Origin of the sequence: Kosakonia sp. MH5 (assembly GCF_009935945.1) — a bacterium.
Classification (GTDB): domain Bacteria; phylum Pseudomonadota; class Gammaproteobacteria; order Enterobacterales; family Enterobacteriaceae; genus Kosakonia; species Kosakonia radicincitans.
In genome coordinates this window covers 374,087-392,569 of sequence record NZ_QODH01000002.1, presented here as the reverse complement: position 1 = coordinate 392,569, position 18,483 = coordinate 374,087, and the positions used below count along the sequence as shown (strand labels likewise).

Below are 18,483 nucleotides of genomic sequence, written 5' to 3'. Positions count from 1 at the left end.
GCGGCGCCTTAGCAATCGTTGTGGCGAACTTAGAACTGGTAAACCAGGCCCAGTGCAACGATGTTGTCGGTAGAGATACCGGCAGAACGGGTAAAGTCGTTGTCGTCCAGCAGGTTGATTTTGTAATCAACATAGGTGGACATGTTTTTGTTGAAGTAGTAGGTCGCGCCAACATCGATGTATTTCAGGATATCCTGATCGCCGTAGTTAACGGTACCGGTGTTGTTGGTGATGTCCTTACCTTTAGATTGCAGGTAAGCGATGGACGGACGCAGACCGAAGTCGAACTGGTACTGAGCAACCACTTCGAAGTTCTGTGCTTTGTTAGCAAAACCGTAGATATCGCTGGTGCTCTGAGAGTTACCGAAACGAGTTGCGTTATAGGTCTGAGAGTACTGTGCCGCCAGGTAAATATTGTTGGCATCGTATTTCAGACCGCCGCTGTACACTTCAGCGCGGTCGCCTTCACCGAACAAAGCAGCATTGGTAGTCACGTTCTGGTCAGCAGTACGACGAGAAGAAGACATTGCACCACCGACGCTGAAGCCTGCGCCCAGATCGTAGGTCAGAGATGCACCGTAGCCATCGCCATTCTGTTTCAGCGTGCTACGACCTGTGTCGTTTTCACCGCTGACGCTGCCGTTTTTACCCTGATACTGCAGAGCAAAGTTCAGGCCATCAACCAGACCGAAGAAGTCGGTGTTACGGTAGGTGGCAAGGCCGTTTGCACGTTGTTGCATGAAGTTATCTGAACCGTAAGTGTCGCCGCCGAATTCCGGCAGAACGTCGGTCCAGGACGTTACATCGTAAATTACGCCGTAGTTACGACCGTAGTCGAAAGAGCCTGCATCAGTCACGCGGATACCGGCGAAAGCCACACGAGTCCATGCCTGATCGCTTGCAGATTCAGTGTCGTTAGCCTGAACGTTATATTCCCACTGGCCGTAGCCAGTAACCTGATCGTTTACCTGAGTTTCGCCTTTGAAGCCGAAACGCACGTATGTCTGATCGCCATCAGAACCTTTGTCGTCAGAGAAATAGTGCAGACCATCTACTTTGCCGTACAGATCTAATTTGTTGCCATCTTTGTTATAAACTTCAGCCGCATTTGCTGCGCCTGCTACCAGCAGAGCTGGTACCAGAAGGGACAGTACTTTAACTTTCATTTTATTAACCCTCTGTTATATGCATTTTTATTTGCCACTGCTTGCTGACTAACCCTCTAATCAGCTGGCAAATTCATTGTGCTTAAAATAGGAAAATAATCCATCGGGAATATGATACGAAAACTTTGAAGATGTTTCATATTTAATGATAGATGTTTCAATTTGTAAAATCCAGGGAACTTTTTATAGCACGAATAGCTAATTGATATCGCACAAATAATCAAATAAAATCAAAAAAACCATAAAAAACAATCACATAAATAAAAATAAATGATAGCACTGAATGCAAAAACGAAATCTCTAATCGTCACTAAAATACAACACGCTATCATCATTAACTTTATTTATTACCGTCATTCGAATCTGAATGTCTGTTTACCCCTCTTATGACCGAATGCCCTGCATTCGGTTTTTTTTTACCTTTCTTTACTTAACTTGAATAATAATCTACATATAATAACTATTTGTAACGACTATTAATTAATCAACAAACGTGCCAGATTTATCTTATTGACTTAGGAATTTAATTAATTTCTTGTTATTTATTGCGTTCTTCTTATTCAGCACTGAGAAATATTTGTACAATCTCCATGTTTTGTACATTTTTGCCGTTTCGTTTAAATGAGAGACAAAAAGCCACATTCTGCGGATAATGGCTGAAAAGAGAGTCTGGAAATTCACTCATTAACCGATATACTGCCTGCTGTACACTGCTCTGCAACACATCTATTTGTAGTCCGCGCACGACAGGCGGTAGTTACGGCATGGCAGCAACATTGTTTCAGCGGATGCTGAGCGTCACCTGCAGTGTTGTCATAACGGGTTACACACAAGAATGAGTCAATCTGACACAATGATTCCTGGCAAATTTTCCCTGATACCGGGCAACATTACCCGTTTCTTCCTCTTATTGATTATTGTCCTGCTGGTAACGATGGGGGTGATGATCCAGAGCGCGGTCAACGCCTGGCTGAAAGATAAAAGCTATCAAATCGTCGATGTTACGCATGCCATCCATAAGCGTATCGACACCTGGCGGTATGCTACCTGGCAGATCTACGACAATATCGCTGCGGCTCCGGCGACCACACCGAGCGAAGGTTTACAGGAAACGCGTCTGAAACAGGATGTCTATTACCTCGAAAAACCGCGCCGCAAGACAGAAGCGCTGATTTTTGGTTCGCACGACAGCTCCACGCTGGAGATGACACAGCGCATCTCAACGTATCTCGATACACTGTGGGGCGCAGAAACCGTTCCATGGTCGATGTACTATCTGAACGGCCAGGATAACAGCATGATCCTGGTTTCAACGTTGCCTCTAAAAGATCTGACCTCGGGTTTTAAAGATTCCACCATCAGCAATATCGTCGATTCCCGACGCGCAGAAATGTTGCAGCAGGCTAACGCCCTCGATGAGCGCGAAAGCTTTTCCTCCCTGCGCCGTCTGGCCTGGCAAAATGGCCACTATTTTACGCTGCGCACCACCTTTAACCAGCCGGGTCACCTGGCGACGGTGGTTGCGTTTGACTTGCCGATTAACGATCTGATCCCGCCGGGCATGTCACTGGACAGCTTCCGCCTCGACCCTGATAGCACGCAAAATACCACACGCGGGCAGGATAAAGAGACCACAGATAATGTGACCGTCAACTTTAATAGCTCGCGTATTGAGATTGCTTCTGCATTGAACGGCACCGGGCTGCGTCTGGTGTGGCAGGTTCCTTTCGGTACGCTGCTGCTCGACACCCTGCAAAACATTCTTTTACCGCTGTTGCTGAATATTGGGCTGCTGGCGCTGGCGCTATTTGGCTACACCACCTTCCGTCAGCAACCGGGCCGTAAGACGGATAGCCTGGCGGCGCCGGGAGCAAACAACGAGCTGCGCGTGCTACGAGCTTTCAACGAAGAGATTGTCTCATTACTGCCGCTTGGCTTGCTGGTACACGATCAGGAAGCTAACCGCACGGTGCTGAGCAACAAAATAGCCGACCATCTGCTGCCGCACCTGAATCTGCAAAATATCACCGCCATGGCGGATCAACACCAGGGTGTCATCCAGGCCACGATAAATAATGAGCTGTATGAAATCCGCCAGTTCCGCAGCCAGGTGGCTTCACGTACGCAGATCTTTATTATTCGCGACCAGGACCGCGAAGTGCTGGTCAACAAGAAGCTAAAGCAAGCGCAGCGTCTGTATGAGAAGAACCAGCAGGGTCGCGCCGCCTTTATGAATAATCTGGCTGACTCGCTGAAACAGCCGGTAAAGGCTCTCGCTGCTGAAGCGGCCGCCCTTGAAAACAAAGAGGGCAATCTCGTCGCCGATCACGCCGACAGACTGGTGCAACTGGTGGATGAAATTCAGCTGGCCAATATGCTGGAAAGCGATAGCTGGAAAGGTTCGCCTTCCGTGTTCTCGATTCAGGATCTGATTGATGAAGTGGTGCCGGAAGTTCTGCCAGTCATCAAGCGTAAGGGCCTGCAATTGTTGATCAACAACCCGCTGCCGGCTAACGAGGAGCGCCACGGCGATCGCGATGCGTTACGCCGAATCCTACTGCTTTTGATCCAGTACGCGGTGACGACCACGCAAATGGGTAAAATCACCCTTGAAGTGAATATGGATGAATCGGCAGAAGATCGCCTGACCTTCCGTATTCTTGACACTGGCACAGGCGTAAATACCAGTGAAATTGACAATCTGCACTTCCCGTTCCTTAACGATACACAGAGCGATCAGTACGGAAAAGCAAACGCCCTCACCTTCTGGCTGTGCGATCAGTTAGCCAGAAAGCTCGGTGGGCATTTGAATATTAAGGCCAGGGAAGATCTGGGCACCCGCTACTCTTTGCATGTTAGAATGGCGGCCCGCTCACCGCAGGTTGAAAGCGAAGAGAAATTGCTCGATGATGTTGTCGCGATGATTGACATCACCTCGAATGAAATCCGCAATATCGTAGTTCGCCAGTTGGAAAATTGGGGTGCAAGCTGTATTTCCCCGGATGAACGTCTTTCAAGTCAAGAATATGATCTCTTTTTGACAGATAATCCGTCTAATCTTACAGCCTCAGGCTTGCTTTTAAGCGATGATGAGGCCGGTGTGCGGAAAATTGGCCCAGGCCAATTGCGCGTTAACTTTAATATGAGCAATGCAATGCAGGGAGCAATATTGCAGCTTATAGAAGAGCAACTGGCGCAGGAAGATGTACCGGAATCGCCATTGGGAGGCGATGAAAACGCGGAACTCCATGCCAGCGGCTATTATGCACTGTTTGTTGACACAGTACCCGATGATGTTAAGAGGTTGTATACTGAATCAGCGTTACGCGATTTCGCTGCGCTGGCGCAGACAGCACACCGCCTGAAAGGTGTGTTTGCTATGCTAAATCTGGTACCTGGTAAGCAGTTGTGCGAAACGCTGGAGCAATTAATTCGTGAGAGCGATGCTCCAGGCATAGAAAATTACATCAGCGACATTGACGCTTACGTCAAGAGCTTGCTGTAGCAAGGTAGCCTAATACATGAACAATATGAACGTAATTATTGCCGATGACCATCCGATTGTACTGTTCGGTATTCGCAAGTCACTGGAACAAATCGAATGGGTTAACGTAGTCGGTGAATTTGAAGACTCTACAGCGCTCATTAATAATCTGCCGAAACTCGAGGCAAATGTTCTGATCACCGACCTGTCAATGCCGGGCGATAAATACGGCGATGGTATTACGCTGATCAAATACATTAAACGCCATTTCCCTGCGCTGTCGATTATTGTTCTTACCATGAACAATAACCCGGCAATTCTGAGTGCGGTGCTGGATCTGGATATCGAAGGTATCGTACTGAAACAAGGCGCGCCGACCGACCTACCGAAGGCACTGGCCGCGCTGCAGAAAGGTAAGAAATTTACCCCTGAAAGCGTTTCTCGCCTGCTGGAAAAAATCAGCGCTGGCGGCTATGGCGACAAACGCCTGTCACCGAAAGAGAGCGAAGTACTGCGTCTGTTTGCAGAAGGTTTCTTGGTAACGGAAATCGCTAAAAAGCTGAATCGCAGTATCAAGACCATCAGTAGCCAGAAGAAATCTGCGATGATGAAACTGGGCGTCGATAACGACATTGCCCTGCTGAACTACCTCTCCTCGGTCACGCTGACCCAGACAGAAAAAGAGTAATCCCACACAACCCCGGCTTTCGCCGGGGTTCCTTTTTATCCCCTGCTGTTTCTGACCCGCGCGACATAAGCGGCCAGCGTTTGCTTCAGCACATCCAGCGTCACCGGTTTCGACAAGCAGCTATCCATACCGGATTCAAGGCAGCGCTGTTTCTCTTCCGCCAGTGCGTTAGCCGTTACGCCAATCACCGGCAACGTCAGGCCCAACTGGCGAATCCGCTGCGTCAGACGATAACCGTCCATATTCGGCATGTTGACGTCGCTGAGCACAATATCAATGTGGTTCTTGCTTAACACGTTCAATGCATCCACCCCATCGTTGGCTGTTTTGCATTGATAGCCCAGCGATCCCAGCTGATCGGCAAGTAATCGCCGGTTAATCGGGTGATCGTCAACCACCAGGATCATCATATCGTCGTTGCGCGATACCTCATTGTCCTCTATGGCCTGCGTCGCGCTCGCCTGCGGTTCCACCACCTGTACGCGGTAAATGCGTCCCAGCAACGCCAGCAAATCGTGCGGCGCGGCGACGCTGTGTAACCATTCGCCCGGCGCACGTTCAACTGGAATACCGATATGGCGACGGCAGAAAACAATCACCGCCCGCGCGCCCGAAGGATGTTCCAGATCATCATCGGTAATCAACGTATCCTGAAGGCCGAGTTCTCGCCCGTCGTACTGCTTCGTATGGATGCCATTCCAGTTCAGCAAGCTCTGCAAATAGGCCGATAGTGAGGCGTTACGCACCGCCAACCAGCAGCAGGTCTCCGCCAGCCCATCGACATCAGCGCGCTCCGGCGCGACCGCATTGTAAAGCGGAATACGAATAGTGAACTGGCTGCCCATACCCGGTTCGGTATCCACCGCGATATCACCATCCATCATGCTAATCAGCTTCTCGCAAATCGCCAGCCCCAGGCCTGTGCCCTGGAAATTACGCTGCACCCCGGTTCCGACCTGGAAGAAAGGATCAAACAGCCGCACCACTTCTTTACCGGGGATCCCCACACCGGTATCGCGTACGCGTATGCTGAGATAATCCGCATCACGCTGTACATGCAGCACAATGCAACCGATGTCGGTGAACTTAATCGCATTGCTCAGCAGGTTTGAGATCACCTGTTGCAAACGCATTGGATCGCCGTTGAGAACCACGGGCACATCAGGCTCGATAAAACAGTAGAGCCCCAGTTGTTTACGCACCACCAGCGGCAGATAGTTGGCGGTAATATGGCTCATCACCTCGCGCGGGGAAAACTCCCGCGGCTCGATTTTTAACTGCTCAGACTCAATTTTCGAGAAGTCGAGAATATCGCTGATAATTTTCAGCAGCAGGCTGGAAGAGTTATTCATCGCCGTCACCAGGCGGTCAACGCCCTTCGGCAGCTCTTTGGTCTGCAGCAGATCGAGGTTACCGATAATGCCATACAGCGGCGTGCGCAGTTCATGGCTGACGGTCGCCAGGAACATCGATTTCGACTGGCTGGCCTGTTCTGCCGCCTGCGCCATTTCCTGTAACGACTCTTCCATTTTGACGCGCGCGGAGACATCCACCAGCACACAAATCGCCACGTTTTCATTGCGATAGCGCGAATGAACAAAGCTGATTTGCAGATTAGTGTTGTTGCTGGTCAACACATCAACAAAATTGACCTGCTGGCCGCAGATGATCTGCGTCAGCCGCTGCCGATCTTCATGCGTAAGCATGTTCAGGTAATTATGCGCCAGTTCGTTACTGAGAATATTCGTCCCGTCCTGGGTGCGCAGAATACAGATCCCCACCGGCGCAGAAGCGACGATTTTACGGTTGAACTGCTCATGCTCTTCCAGCCGCTGCGCATCATTTTCCGCGGGAATAAAGATGCGCCGCTCATACATGCGCGCCAGGGTAAACAGCGCCACGCCAACCAGCACGTTCAGGAGCACGGCATTGAGGATCAGCATGCGGATGCGTTCCAGTACCATATCGACAGGAACGGAATAGACCACGCTTAATGAGGATGGTGGTAAGCTCTTTTTCAGGATCAGCTCGCGGAAACCAGAGGTATAACCGAACCACGAACGTTCCTGCATCCAGCGCGGATCGGCAACAATGCCGCTGTCCTGGCCGGTCAGCGAAATCAGCGAGTGCCCGCTTTCATCCAGAATGGTGACGCCCATCGGCAGGCTGCCCGGCGTAAAGAAATTCTCCATGCGGATTGACTGTTCGGTGCCCAGCAACGCCTGAAGACGATTACCAAGATAAACCGGCGTCAGCGCGTAAAAGTAACCAATTCCAGGGCGCGGCCCCTGGCTCATCCAGTAGAGGTTATTGCTGCGCTCATCCTGCGGCGCATTGCGGTATTTCACAATCCGCTCATGCAAGCTTTTTAAGGTATCGTCACGCTCGACCGGCAGGTCGCGCAGGCCGAAATCCGCCATACACAGATTGTCACTGCCAATCAGAAATACGCGGTTGAGATCGTAGGCGGCTGAGAAATTGTCACGCCAGTAGCGCATAAACCACGCCAGCGACTCCAGCGAACCACGCCATGAACTACTCATTGCAGAGCAGTCAGAATCGGGGAACAGCGGTAAAAACGCCGGCACGTCGGTTTTATCATCGCGACTGCGCGAGGTAAGGATGCCGTTTTCCGCCGTCAGACGGTTTTCGGCAATGTACTTCAGCTCTTTCATCACATCCGAAGTGCGCTGAATATAACGCTGCGCCTGATCGGAACTGAGGTTGAATTCCTGACGAATCTCTGACTCTTTGTCGTGCAACGCATTGACGATGTAAAACACTGAAAAAAAAGCAATTAACAGCCACAGCAATAGCGCCAGCGCTCTGAATAAATAGCGGGAAACTTTCAGGGTACTGCGAAAAGAGACGAGGTATTTCAACCTGGGGAAACTCCGCCACAAGGAAGTTAAAAAAGAGTGTCGTTAAGGTAGCGATAAATCGCGAATGCCGCAATGGCAATGAAAAAGGGCCGGAAAACCGGCCCTCTGTGACGCATTACTCGTCGGCGTCATCCGCCGTATCGTCGTCAGTGTCAACTTCCGGCGCGATGTCGTCATCGCCTTCCGCCACACTGCCATCGATGGAGTCCAGCTCTTCGTCATCCACCGGTTCGGCGACACGTTGCAGACCCACAACGTTTTCATCTTCCGCGGTACGGATGAGGATCACACCCTGGGTGTTACGGCCCACCACGCTGATTTCCGACACGCGTGTACGCACCAGCGTACCGGCATCAGTGATCATCATGATCTGGTCGCAATCATCGACCTGCACCGCGCCGACCACGGAGCCATTACGCTCGGTGACCTTGATGGAGATAACGCCCTGTGTACCACGAGATTTGGTCGGGTACTCGGTTTCAGCAGTACGTTTACCGTAACCGTTCTGCGTGACCGTCAGGATGGCGCCTTCGCCGCGCGGAACAATCAGCGATACCACGCTGTCTTTTTCCGCCAGCTTGATGCCGCGTACACCGGTCGCCGTACGACCCATCGCGCGCACCGCACCCTCTTTAAAGCGCACCACTTTACCGGCAGCAGAGAACAACATCACTTCGTCGTTCCCGGAAGTCAGATCGACGCCAATCAGTTCGTCGCCTTCGTTCAGGTTAACGGCAATGATCCCGGCAGAACGCGGACGGCTGAATTCGGTAAGCGCGGTTTTCTTCACGGTACCGCTGGCAGTCGCCATAAAGACGTTAACGCCCTCTTCGTATTCACGTACCGGCAGGATCGCCGTGATACGTTCGTCCTGCTCCAGCGGCAACAGGTTGACGATCGGACGACCACGCGCGCCACGGCTCGCTTCCGGCAGCTGGTAAACCTTCATCCAGTAGAGACGGCCACGGCTGGAGAAGCAGAGGATCGTATCGTGGGTGTTGGCCACCAGCAGGCGGTCGATAAAGTCTTCTTCTTTAATACGCGCAGCCGATTTACCTTTACCACCACGGCGCTGGGCTTCGTAGTCGGTCAGCGGCTGATACTTCACATAGCCCTGATGCGACAGCGTAACCACAACGTCTTCCTGATTGATCAGGTCTTCGATATTGATATCGGCGGTGTTCGCGGTAATTTCGGTACGGCGCTCATCACCGAACTGTTCGCGAATCAGTTCGAGCTCTTCGCGAATCACTTCCATCAGGCGCTCAGCGCTGCCGAGGATGTGCAGCAGTTCAGCGATCTGCTCCAGCAGCTCTTTGTATTCATCGAGCAGTTTTTCATGCTCAAGGCCCGTCAGTTTCTGCAAACGCAGATCCAGAATCGCCTGTGCCTGTTGCTCGGTCAGGTAGTACTTACCGTCACGGATACCGAACTCCGGCTCCAGCCACTCCGGACGTGCTGCGTCATCGCCCGCACGTTCCAGCATCGAGGAGACATTGCCCAGATCCCACGGCTGCGCGATCAGGCCCGCTTTCGCTTCGGCCGGGGTCGGCGCACGACGGATCAGTTCGATGATCGGATCGATATTCGCCAGCGCCACGGCCAGCGCTTCAAGGATATGCGCACGGTCACGGGCTTTACGCAGTTCGAAAATGGTACGACGGGTCACCACTTCACGGCGGTGACGCACGAACGCGGCCAGAATCTCTTTCAGCGTCATGATCTTCGGCTGACCATGGTGCAACGCCACCATGTTGATACCGAAGGAGACCTGCAATTGCGTCTGGGAGTAGAGGTTGTTCAGCACCACTTCGCCCACAGCATCGCGTTTCACTTCGATGACGATGCGCATACCGTCTTTATCAGACTCGTCGCGCAGCGCGCTGATGCCTTCAACGCGTTTGTCTTTCACCAGTTCGGCAATCTTCTCGATCAGGCGCGCTTTGTTCACCTGATACGGAATTTCATGCACGATAATGGTTTCACGGCCGTTTTTCGCATCGGTTTCTACCTCTGCGCGGGCGCGAATGTAGATCTTGCCACGACCGGTGCGGTAGGCTTCTTCAATCCCACGGCGACCGTTAATGATGGCGGCAGTCGGAAAATCCGGCCCCGGAATGTACTCCATCAGCCCTTCAACGCTGATGTCTTCATTGTCGATATAGGCCAGGCAACCGTTGATCACTTCCGTCAGGTTGTGTGGCGGAATGTTGGTTGCCATACCGACCGCAATCCCGGAAGAGCCGTTCACCAGCAGGTTCGGGATCTTGGTGGGCATTACATCTGGGATTCTTTCGGTGCCGTCGTAGTTATCGACGTAGTCAACCGTCTCTTTTTCCAGATCGGCCATCAATTCATGGGCGATCTTCGCCAGGCGAATTTCCGTATAACGCATCGCCGCCGCGGAGTCGCCATCGATGGAACCGAAGTTGCCCTGACCATCAACCAGCATGTAACGCAGCGAGAACGGCTGCGCCATACGGACAATGGTGTCATACACCGCGGAATCACCATGGGGATGGTACTTACCGATTACGTCACCAACGACACGGGCAGATTTTTTGTAGGCTTTATTCCAGTCATTGCCCAATACGTTCATGGCGTAAAGTACGCGACGGTGAACCGGTTTCAGGCCATCTCGGACATCCGGCAGCGCACGGCCAACAATGACCGACATCGCATAGTCCAGATAGGAGCTTTTCAGCTCTTCCTCGATGTTAACCGGTGTAATTTCTCTCGCAAGGTCGCTCATCTAACCGCTATCCCTCTACTGTATCCCGGATTCAAAGGTCGCAAATTATAACACAACCGCTGTGAGACAGGTAAATCTATAACTCCCGCGCAAAGGTTTATTCATCCCGTCGGCCTGATATACTCACACGTCTTATTGAGAGAGGAGTAAATGCGCCCATGAATGCCGAAAAAACACTGGCCGCTCAGAATGTTGACCACGCTGAAATCGCCAAATTCGAAGCTGTCGCTTCACGCTGGTGGGATAAAGAGGGTGAGTTTAAGCCCCTGCACCGTATTAACCCGCTGCGTCTGGGCTACATTAGCGAACATGCTGGCGGTCTGTTCGGTAAAAAGGTGCTCGATGTTGGCTGCGGCGGCGGCATCCTGGCGGAAAGCATGGCGCAGGAAGGCGCAACGGTGACCGGTCTGGATATGGGCTTTGAACCGTTGCAGGTCGCGCGTCTGCATGCGCTGGAATCCGGCGTGCAGGTCGATTATGTTCAGGAAACCGTCGAAGAACATGCCGCGAAACACGCGCAGCAGTACGACGTGGTGACCTGTATGGAGATGCTGGAGCACGTCCCCGATCCGCAATCGGTGGTAAAAGCGTGTGCGCAGCTGGTTAAACCGGGCGGTCACGTCTTCTTCTCGACAATTAACCGCAATGGCAAATCCTGGCTGATGGCTGTCGTCGGCGCAGAATATGTGCTGCGCATGGTGCCGAAAGGCACGCACGACGTGAAGAAATTCATTAAACCTGCTGAATTATTAACCTGGATCGATGAGACGGTGCTTCAGGAATGTCATATCACCGGGCTGCATTATAATCCGCTGCTGAATAAATTTACCTTAGGGCCGGGCGTTGATGTTAATTACATGTTACACACAACGGCAAAAAACAACTAAGGTCATTAGTTAAAGTTATAAATGTTGCGCAGTATCAAGCTGCGCATTTGCCTTTCCCGATGAAGAAATCAGCACTCGATCAAAAATTCATTTTTTTTTGCAAAATGTTGACATCCCCGCCAGGCCTTACAGCATGAGGACTTAGCGTTTATTACGCTTTCGCAACCTCAATTTAACCTCAAAATCAACTCTTGTACTGAAAAGAATCCTTACTAGAATAATCACCATATAGCGTTTTCCTTATCGCAAACCCCCTACATATAGTATTTATCCACAGAGTTAGTCACAGCGACGAACTGTGGATAATTGGGGGATACTTTTATTTCACGGACAGGTAATCACATGAATCAGAGTCTGCTGGTGACAAAACGTGATGGTGGCACTGAGCGCATCAATCTCGACAAAATCCATCGAGTGCTGGATTGGGCGGCAGAGGGGCTGAGTAACGTCTCTATCTCTCAGGTTGAACTGCGTTCACATATTCAGTTTTACGACGGGATCAAAACCTCCGACATCCATGAGACCATCATCAAGGCCGCCGCGGATTTAATCTCCCGCGATGCGCCGGACTACCAGTACCTGGCCGCGCGCCTGGCGATTTTCCACCTGCGTAAAAAAGCTTACGGTCAGTTTGAACCGCCAGCGCTGTACGACCACGTGAAAAAAATGATCGAACTGGGTAAATACGATCATCATCTGCTGGAAGACTACACGGAAGAAGAGTTCAAGCAGATGGACGGTTTTATCGATCACTGGCGTGATATGAACTTCTCCTATGCCGCCGTGAAGCAGCTGGAAGGGAAATACCTGGTACAGAACCGCGTGACCGGCGAAATCTACGAGAGCGCGCAGTTCCTCTATATTCTGGTTGCTGCCTGCCTGTTCTCGAACTACCCACGTGAAACGCGTCTGGACTACGTGAAGCGTTTCTATGATGCGGTATCCACGTTCAAAATTTCGCTGCCGACGCCGATCATGTCCGGCGTGCGTACTCCGACGCGTCAGTTCAGCTCCTGCGTACTGATTGAGTGCGGCGACAGCCTGGATTCCATCAACGCCACTTCCAGCGCGATTGTGAAATACGTTTCCCAGCGTGCCGGTATCGGCATCAACGCCGGCCGCATCCGTGCGCTGGGCAGCCCGATCCGTGGTGGTGAAGCGTTCCACACTGGCTGTATTCCGTTCTACAAACATTTCCAGACGGCGGTGAAATCCTGCTCGCAGGGCGGCGTACGCGGTGGTGCGGCCACCCTGTTCTACCCGATGTGGCACCTGGAAGTAGAAAGCCTGCTGGTACTGAAAAACAACCGCGGCGTGGAAGGTAACCGCGTGCGTCACATGGACTACGGCGTACAGATCAACAAACTGATGTACACCCGTCTGCTGAAAGGTGAAGAGATCACCCTGTTCAGCCCGTCCGACGTCCCGGGTTTGTATGACGCGTTCTTCGCCGATCAGGACGAGTTCGAGCGTCTGTACACCCAATATGAGAAAGACGACAGCATCCGTAAGCAGCGCATCAAAGCGGTTGAGCTGTTCTCACTGATGATGCAGGAACGTGCTTCAACGGGCCGTATCTACATCCAGAACGTCGACCACTGCAACACGCACAGCCCGTTCGACCCGCAGGTCGCACCGGTACGTCAGTCCAACCTGTGCCTGGAAATCGCGCTGCCGACCAAGCCGCTGGATGACGTTAATGACGACAGCGGTGAAATCGCACTCTGTACGCTGTCTGCTTTCAACCTCGGCGCCATCAAAAACCTTGACGAACTGGAAGAGCTGGCAACGCTTGCGGTACGTGCTCTCGACGCGCTGCTGGATTACCAGGATTACCCAATCCCGGCGGCAAAACGTGGCGCCATGGGCCGCCGTACGCTGGGTATCGGCGTGATCAACTTTGCTTACTGGCTGGCGAAGAACGGCAAGCGTTACTCCGACGGCAGCGCCAATAACCTGACGCATCAGACCTTCGAAGCCATTCAGTACTGGCTGCTGAAAGCGTCTAACGAGCTGGCGAAAGAGCAAGGTGCATGCCCGTGGTTCAATGAAACCACCTATTCGCAGGGCATTTTGCCGATCGACACCTACAAGAAAGATCTCGACGGTATTACCAACGAGCCGCTGCATTACGACTGGGAAGCACTGCGCGAATCCATCAAAACGCACGGCCTGCGTAACTCCACGCTCTCCGCGCTGATGCCGTCTGAAACGTCATCGCAGATCTCCAACGCCACCAACGGTATCGAACCGCCGCGCGGCCACGTGAGCATCAAAGCGTCGAAAGATGGTATTCTGCGCCAGGTGGTGCCGGACTACGAAAAACTGAGCACCGCTTACGAGCTGCTGTGGGAAATGCCAAACAATGACGGCTACCTGCAACTGGTCGGCATTATGCAGAAGTTTATCGATCAGTCGATTTCTGCTAACACCAACTACGATCCGAGCCGTTTCCCGTCGGGCAAAGTGCCGATGCAACAATTACTGAAAGACTTGCTCACCGCGTACAAATTTGGCGTGAAAACGCTGTACTATCAAAACACCCGCGATGGAGCGGAAGATGCCCAGGATGACCTGGTACCTTCCATCCAGGACGATGGCTGCGAAAGCGGCGCATGTAAGATCTAACGAAGGGGCGGGGAAACCCGCCCTTTTCTTTCGCAAGACAGGACACTTTCATGGCTTACACCACTTTTTCACAGACGAAAAACAATCAGCTACTGGAGCCGATGTTCTTTGGCCAGCCGGTTAACGTGGCGCGCTACGATCAGCAAAAATATGACATCTTTGAAAAGCTGATTGAAAAACAACTCTCCTTCTTCTGGCGTCCGGAAGAAGTTGATGTTTCCCGCGACCGTATCGATTTCCAGGCGCTGCCGGAACACGAAAAACATATTTTTATCAGCAACCTGAAATACCAGACGCTGCTGGATTCCATCCAGGGCCGCAGCCCGAACGTCGCACTGCTGCCGCTGATCTCCATTCCGGAACTGGAGACCTGGGTCGAGACGTGGGCGTTTTCCGAAACCATCCACTCGCGCTCTTACACCCACATCATCCGCAACATCGTTAACGATCCAGCGGTGGTGTTTGACGATATCGTCACCAACGAGCAGATCCTCAAACGTGCGGAAGGCATCTCGCATTTCTATGATGACCTGATTGAGACGACCAGCTACTGGCATCTGCTGGGCGAAGGCACACACACCGTGAACGGCAAAACCGTTACCGTGAACCTGCGCGAGCTGAAAAAGAAACTCTACCTGTGCCTGATGAGCGTTAATGCGCTGGAAGCGATTCGCTTCTATGTCAGCTTCGCCTGCTCCTTTGCCTTTGCCGAGCGCGAACTGATGGAAGGCAACGCCAAAATCATCCGCCTGATTGCCCGCGATGAAGCGCTGCACCTGACCGGCACTCAGCATATGCTGAACCTGCTGCGCTCTGGCGCTGACGATCCGGAAATGGCAGAGATTGCCGAAGAGTGCAAACAGGCATCCTATGACCTGTTCGTGCAGGCGGCTTTGCAGGAGAAAGAGTGGGCGGAATATTTGTTCCAGGGCGGTTCAATGATCGGCCTGAACAAAGACATTCTCTGCCAGTACGTCGAATACATCACCAACATCCGCATGCAGGCGGTTGGCCTCGATCTGCCGTTCCAGACGCGTTCAAACCCAATTCCGTGGATCAACACCTGGCTGGTTTCCGATAACGTGCAGGTGGCGCCGCAGGAAGTGGAAGTCAGTTCCTACCTGGTCGGTCAGATCGATTCTGAAGTCGATACCGACGATCTGAGCAGCTTCCAGCTCTGATGAGTCGCGTAACGCTGCGCCTTTCCGGCACCGAGGTGCTGTGCCGGGATGAGCACCCTTCCCTGCTGGTGGCGCTGGAGTCACAGCAGGTGGAAGTGGAGTACCAGTGCCGCGCAGGCTACTGCGGTTCCTGCCGTTGTCGTCTGGTAGCAGGCCAGGTTGACTGGATTGCCGAGCCGCTGGCCTTCGTTAACGAAGGGGAAATTTTGCCCTGCTGCTGCCGGGCGAAAGGCGATATTGAGATTGAGATGTAAAAAAGGGCCATACGGCCCTTTTTTGTTGACGGCTTCAGCACCATCTGGCGAAACAGCTTTCCCTACTGCCGCTTATCTTTTAAAAACTGCACTGCTTTATCCGGGAAGTCGGTAAACAAGCCATCGACATCCGCCTGCCGGTACAGCACCTCATACAGCTGATTGACATCACTGGCGTACGGCGGAAGCTGATCGGCCCGCACGGTAAACGGATGCACCTGCAAATGGTGTTCATGCGCCTCTTTGACCATCTGCGTTAGCTTCACGTTGCCCGGCGTGGAACCGTCGGCCACCAGCATATGGTAATCCGGGCCAATCCCGTCAGCATACTGCGCAATCTGCTGCATCGCGCCGGGTTGCAGCATCCAGTCATAGTTGTAATTCACCCATTTACCATCCGGTTGTTTTTGCTGAGTTTCATGCCATTTGGTGTAGGCAATCAGTTGCACCAGATTGAGATCCATCCCCATCTTCGGCTCCAGCTCATGTTTAATGCGCTTTAGCTCGTCGGCATCAAAACATTGCAGGTAGACTTTGTCTTTTTTACTGGTGTAACCGTACTTTTTCAGCACTTCCAGCGTCTTCGCAGCAATGTCCTTGCCTTCCTGATGATGGAACCACGGCGCTTTGATTTCCGGGTAGATACCGATATTTTTGCCCGTGGAGTGGTTCAACCCCTGCACAAACTCAATCTCTTCGGCAAAGGTATGAATGCGGAATTCCGATTTGCCCATCGGAAAGCGCCCCGGAAAGAGCTGCACTTTCTTGCCGTTTTCCACATCAAAGCCTTCGGTAAACTTCAGCGAACGAATTTCGTCCAGCGTAAAGTCGATGGCGTAAAAGCGGCCATCTTTACGGGCGCGCTGCGGAAAACGCTCCGCCACATCGGTCACGCGATCCAGATAGTGATCGTGCAGGACAACCAACTGGTCGTCTTTGGTCATCACCAGATCCTGCTCGAGATAATCGGCGCCCTGCGCATAAGCCATCGCTTTTGCCGGTAATGTGTGCTCCGGCAGATAGCCGCTTGCACCGCGATGGGCAATCACGATTTTCTCCGCCGCCAGCGCCTGGCTGGCAAATAAACCGGCCAGTAACAGGCCGGTTGTGATACGGGTAAAGGTGGTTTTCATCTGCACTCCCTTTTACTGACGGCGCGCCAGCATCTCAGCATGGTGACGTTTTTCGCCCAGCATCACGATAATCAGCAACAAAACGGCGAGAATGCTGCCGCCGATCATCACCATAAAACCGCCATCCCAGCCGAAGAAATCAACGGTATAACCGACAATGGCACTGGCGGCGACAGAACCGCCGAGGTAGCCAAACAATCCGGTAAACCCGGCTGCCGTACCTGCCGCTTTTTTCGGTGCCAGCTCCAGTGCATGCAGACCAATCAGCATCACCGGGCCATAAATCAGGAAGCCAATGACGATCATACAGACCATATCTACCGTCGGATTGCCCGCCGGGTTCAGCCAGTAAACAATAGTCGCGATTGTCACCAGCGTCATAAAGAACACGCCGGTCGCGCCGCGATTGCCACGGAACACTTTGTCCGACATCCAGCCGCAGAGCAGCGTGCCGGGAATACCCGCGTACTCATACAAAAAATAGGCCCACGAGGATTTATCCAGCGCGAAGTGCTTCACTTCTTTCAGGTAAGTTGGCGACCAGTCGAGAATGCCGTAACGCAGCAGATATACGAACACGTTAGCCACGGCGATGTACCACAACAGCTTGTTCGGCAGGATGTACTGCATAAAAATCTGCTTCGCCGACAGCTCTTCTTCGTGCTTGTCACTGTAATCATCCGGGTAGTCGTTTTTGTACTCTTCGATCGGCGGCAAACCGCAGGATTGCGGCGTATCACGCATCAGAGCAAAGGCGATAATCGCCACCAGAATCGCGCCAAAGGCTGGCATATACAGCGCTGCATGCCAGTCGTTAAACCAGGCCATCCCTAACAAAAACAGCAGTGGCGGAATACCGCCGCCAACGTTATGCGCGCAGTTCCACACAGAAACAACGCCGCCGCGCTCCTTCTGCGACCACCAGTGCACCATCGTACGTCCACACGGCGGCCAGCCCATCCCCTGAAACCAGCCGCATAAAAAGAGCAGCACAAACATGATCATAATGCTGGAGGTGGCCCAGGGCACAAAGCCCATAAACAGCATCACGGCAGCAGCAAGAATCAGCCCGGCGGGCAGAAACACGCGCGGATTCGAACGATCCGATACCGAGCCCATGATGAATTTCGAAAAGCCGTAGGCAATCGAGATACCTGAAAGCGCAAACCCCAGATCGCCACGGGAGAACCCCTGTTCAACGAGGTACGGCATGGCCAGTGCAAAGTTTTTACGCACCAGATAATAGGCAGCGTAACCAAAAAAAATGCCGAGGAAAATTTGCCAGCGCAGCCGCCGATAAAGCGGGTCGATTTGCGCGTCCGGCAGACGCGAAAGATGGGGGGCAGGTTTAAAAATACTCAACATAGCGGCCTCCGTGGCGCGGTAAGACTCATTTCGGGCAAGAATGAGTGAAAACGAACATTACGA

Annotated in this window: 11 protein-coding genes; 6 read left to right on the top strand and 5 right to left on the bottom strand. The window is 52.5% G+C overall.

Annotation, left to right across the window (positions count from 1 at the left end):
- Positions 1–29 precede the first annotated feature (29 nt).
- Positions 30–1,166 carry a porin OmpC gene (locus DK872_RS08215; protein WP_007371128.1) on the bottom strand — a complete coding sequence of 379 codons (1,137 nt, stop codon included), beginning with the start codon at positions 1,164–1,166 and terminating at the stop codon, positions 30–32.
- Positions 1,167–2,001: 835 nt separating this feature from the next.
- On the opposite strand from DK872_RS08215, the gene rcsD reads away from it, so the two are divergent.
- Both rcsD and rcsB read left to right on the top strand, forming a co-directional pair.
- The gene (rcsD, locus tag DK872_RS08210) at positions 2,002–4,671 is read left to right on the top strand and encodes a phosphotransferase RcsD (RefSeq protein ID WP_081850764.1); all 2,670 of its coding nucleotides are present in this window, start codon (positions 2,002–2,004) and stop codon (positions 4,669–4,671) included.
- A gap of 16 nt (positions 4,672–4,687) precedes the next feature.
- Positions 4,688–5,338, top strand: a complete 651-nt coding sequence (rcsB, locus tag DK872_RS08205) for a response regulator transcription factor RcsB (protein WP_007371125.1) — start codon at positions 4,688–4,690, stop codon at positions 5,336–5,338.
- Positions 5,339–5,373: 35 nt separating this feature from the next.
- On the opposite strand, the gene rcsC is transcribed toward rcsB, so the two are convergent.
- Positions 5,374–8,220: a two-component system sensor histidine kinase RcsC gene (rcsC, locus tag DK872_RS08200; protein ID WP_035888812.1), complete on the bottom strand. Its 2,847-nt coding sequence runs from the start codon at positions 8,218–8,220 to the stop codon at positions 5,374–5,376.
- Between the two features lie 115 nt (positions 8,221–8,335).
- Positions 8,336–10,972, bottom strand: a complete 2,637-nt coding sequence (gene gyrA, locus DK872_RS08195) for a DNA topoisomerase (ATP-hydrolyzing) subunit A (RefSeq protein ID WP_007371123.1) — start codon at positions 10,970–10,972, stop codon at positions 8,336–8,338.
- A 158-nt stretch (positions 10,973–11,130) separates the two neighbouring features.
- On the opposite strand from gyrA, the gene ubiG reads away from it, so the two are divergent.
- The 4 genes from ubiG (at position 11,131) to yfaE (ending at position 15,922) form a co-directional block, all read left to right on the top strand.
- The gene (ubiG, locus tag DK872_RS08190) at positions 11,131–11,859 is read left to right on the top strand and encodes a bifunctional 2-polyprenyl-6-hydroxyphenol methylase/3-demethylubiquinol 3-O-methyltransferase UbiG (protein WP_107146494.1); all 729 of its coding nucleotides are present in this window, start codon (positions 11,131–11,133) and stop codon (positions 11,857–11,859) included.
- 342 nt (positions 11,860–12,201) lie between these two features.
- Positions 12,202–14,487, top strand: a complete 2,286-nt coding sequence (gene nrdA, locus DK872_RS08185) for a class 1a ribonucleoside-diphosphate reductase subunit alpha (RefSeq protein ID WP_035888806.1) — start codon at positions 12,202–12,204, stop codon at positions 14,485–14,487.
- 50 nt (positions 14,488–14,537) lie between these two features.
- The gene (gene nrdB, locus DK872_RS08180) at positions 14,538–15,668 is read left to right on the top strand and encodes a class Ia ribonucleoside-diphosphate reductase subunit beta (RefSeq protein WP_007371120.1); all 1,131 of its coding nucleotides are present in this window, start codon (positions 14,538–14,540) and stop codon (positions 15,666–15,668) included.
- Positions 15,668–15,922 carry a class I ribonucleotide reductase maintenance protein YfaE gene (gene yfaE / locus DK872_RS08175; protein ID WP_007371119.1) on the top strand — a complete coding sequence of 85 codons (255 nt, stop codon included), beginning with the start codon at positions 15,668–15,670 and terminating at the stop codon, positions 15,920–15,922. Before nrdB ends, yfaE begins: the two co-directional genes overlap by 1 nt.
- A gap of 62 nt (positions 15,923–15,984) precedes the next feature.
- Here the strand turns inward: yfaE and glpQ are convergent, their stop codons facing one another.
- Together glpQ and glpT are read right to left on the bottom strand one after the other, a co-directional pair.
- A complete protein-coding gene (gene glpQ, locus DK872_RS08170) occupies positions 15,985–17,055 on the bottom strand; it encodes a glycerophosphodiester phosphodiesterase (RefSeq protein WP_007371118.1) in 1,071 nt (356 codons plus the stop codon).
- A gap of 12 nt (positions 17,056–17,067) precedes the next feature.
- Positions 17,068–18,420, bottom strand: coding sequence for a glycerol-3-phosphate transporter (glpT, locus tag DK872_RS08165; protein ID WP_035888801.1), 1,353 nt, complete (start codon positions 18,418–18,420; stop codon positions 17,068–17,070).
- Positions 18,421–18,483 lie beyond the last annotated feature (63 nt).

What these genes read in the sequence shown, in the direction of transcription:
- DK872_RS08215 (WP_007371128.1), bottom strand. Translation starts at nt 1,166, where the DNA reads ATGAAAGTTAAAGTACTGTCCCTTCTGGTACCAGCTCTGCTGGTAGCA.
- rcsD (WP_081850764.1), top strand. Translation starts at nt 2,002, where the DNA reads ATGAGTCAATCTGACACAATGATTCCTGGCAAATTTTCCCTGATACCG.
- rcsB (WP_007371125.1), top strand. Translation starts at nt 4,688, where the DNA reads ATGAACAATATGAACGTAATTATTGCCGATGACCATCCGATTGTACTG.
- gyrA (WP_007371123.1), bottom strand. Translation starts at nt 10,972, where the DNA reads ATGAGCGACCTTGCGAGAGAAATTACACCGGTTAACATCGAGGAAGAG.
- ubiG (WP_107146494.1), top strand. Translation starts at nt 11,131, where the DNA reads ATGAATGCCGAAAAAACACTGGCCGCTCAGAATGTTGACCACGCTGAA.
- nrdA (WP_035888806.1), top strand. Translation starts at nt 12,202, where the DNA reads ATGAATCAGAGTCTGCTGGTGACAAAACGTGATGGTGGCACTGAGCGC.
- nrdB (WP_007371120.1), top strand. Translation starts at nt 14,538, where the DNA reads ATGGCTTACACCACTTTTTCACAGACGAAAAACAATCAGCTACTGGAG.
- yfaE (WP_007371119.1), top strand. Translation starts at nt 15,668, where the DNA reads ATGAGTCGCGTAACGCTGCGCCTTTCCGGCACCGAGGTGCTGTGCCGG.
- glpQ (WP_007371118.1), bottom strand. Translation starts at nt 17,055, where the DNA reads ATGAAAACCACCTTTACCCGTATCACAACCGGCCTGTTACTGGCCGGT.
- glpT (WP_035888801.1), bottom strand. Translation starts at nt 18,420, where the DNA reads ATGTTGAGTATTTTTAAACCTGCCCCCCATCTTTCGCGTCTGCCGGAC.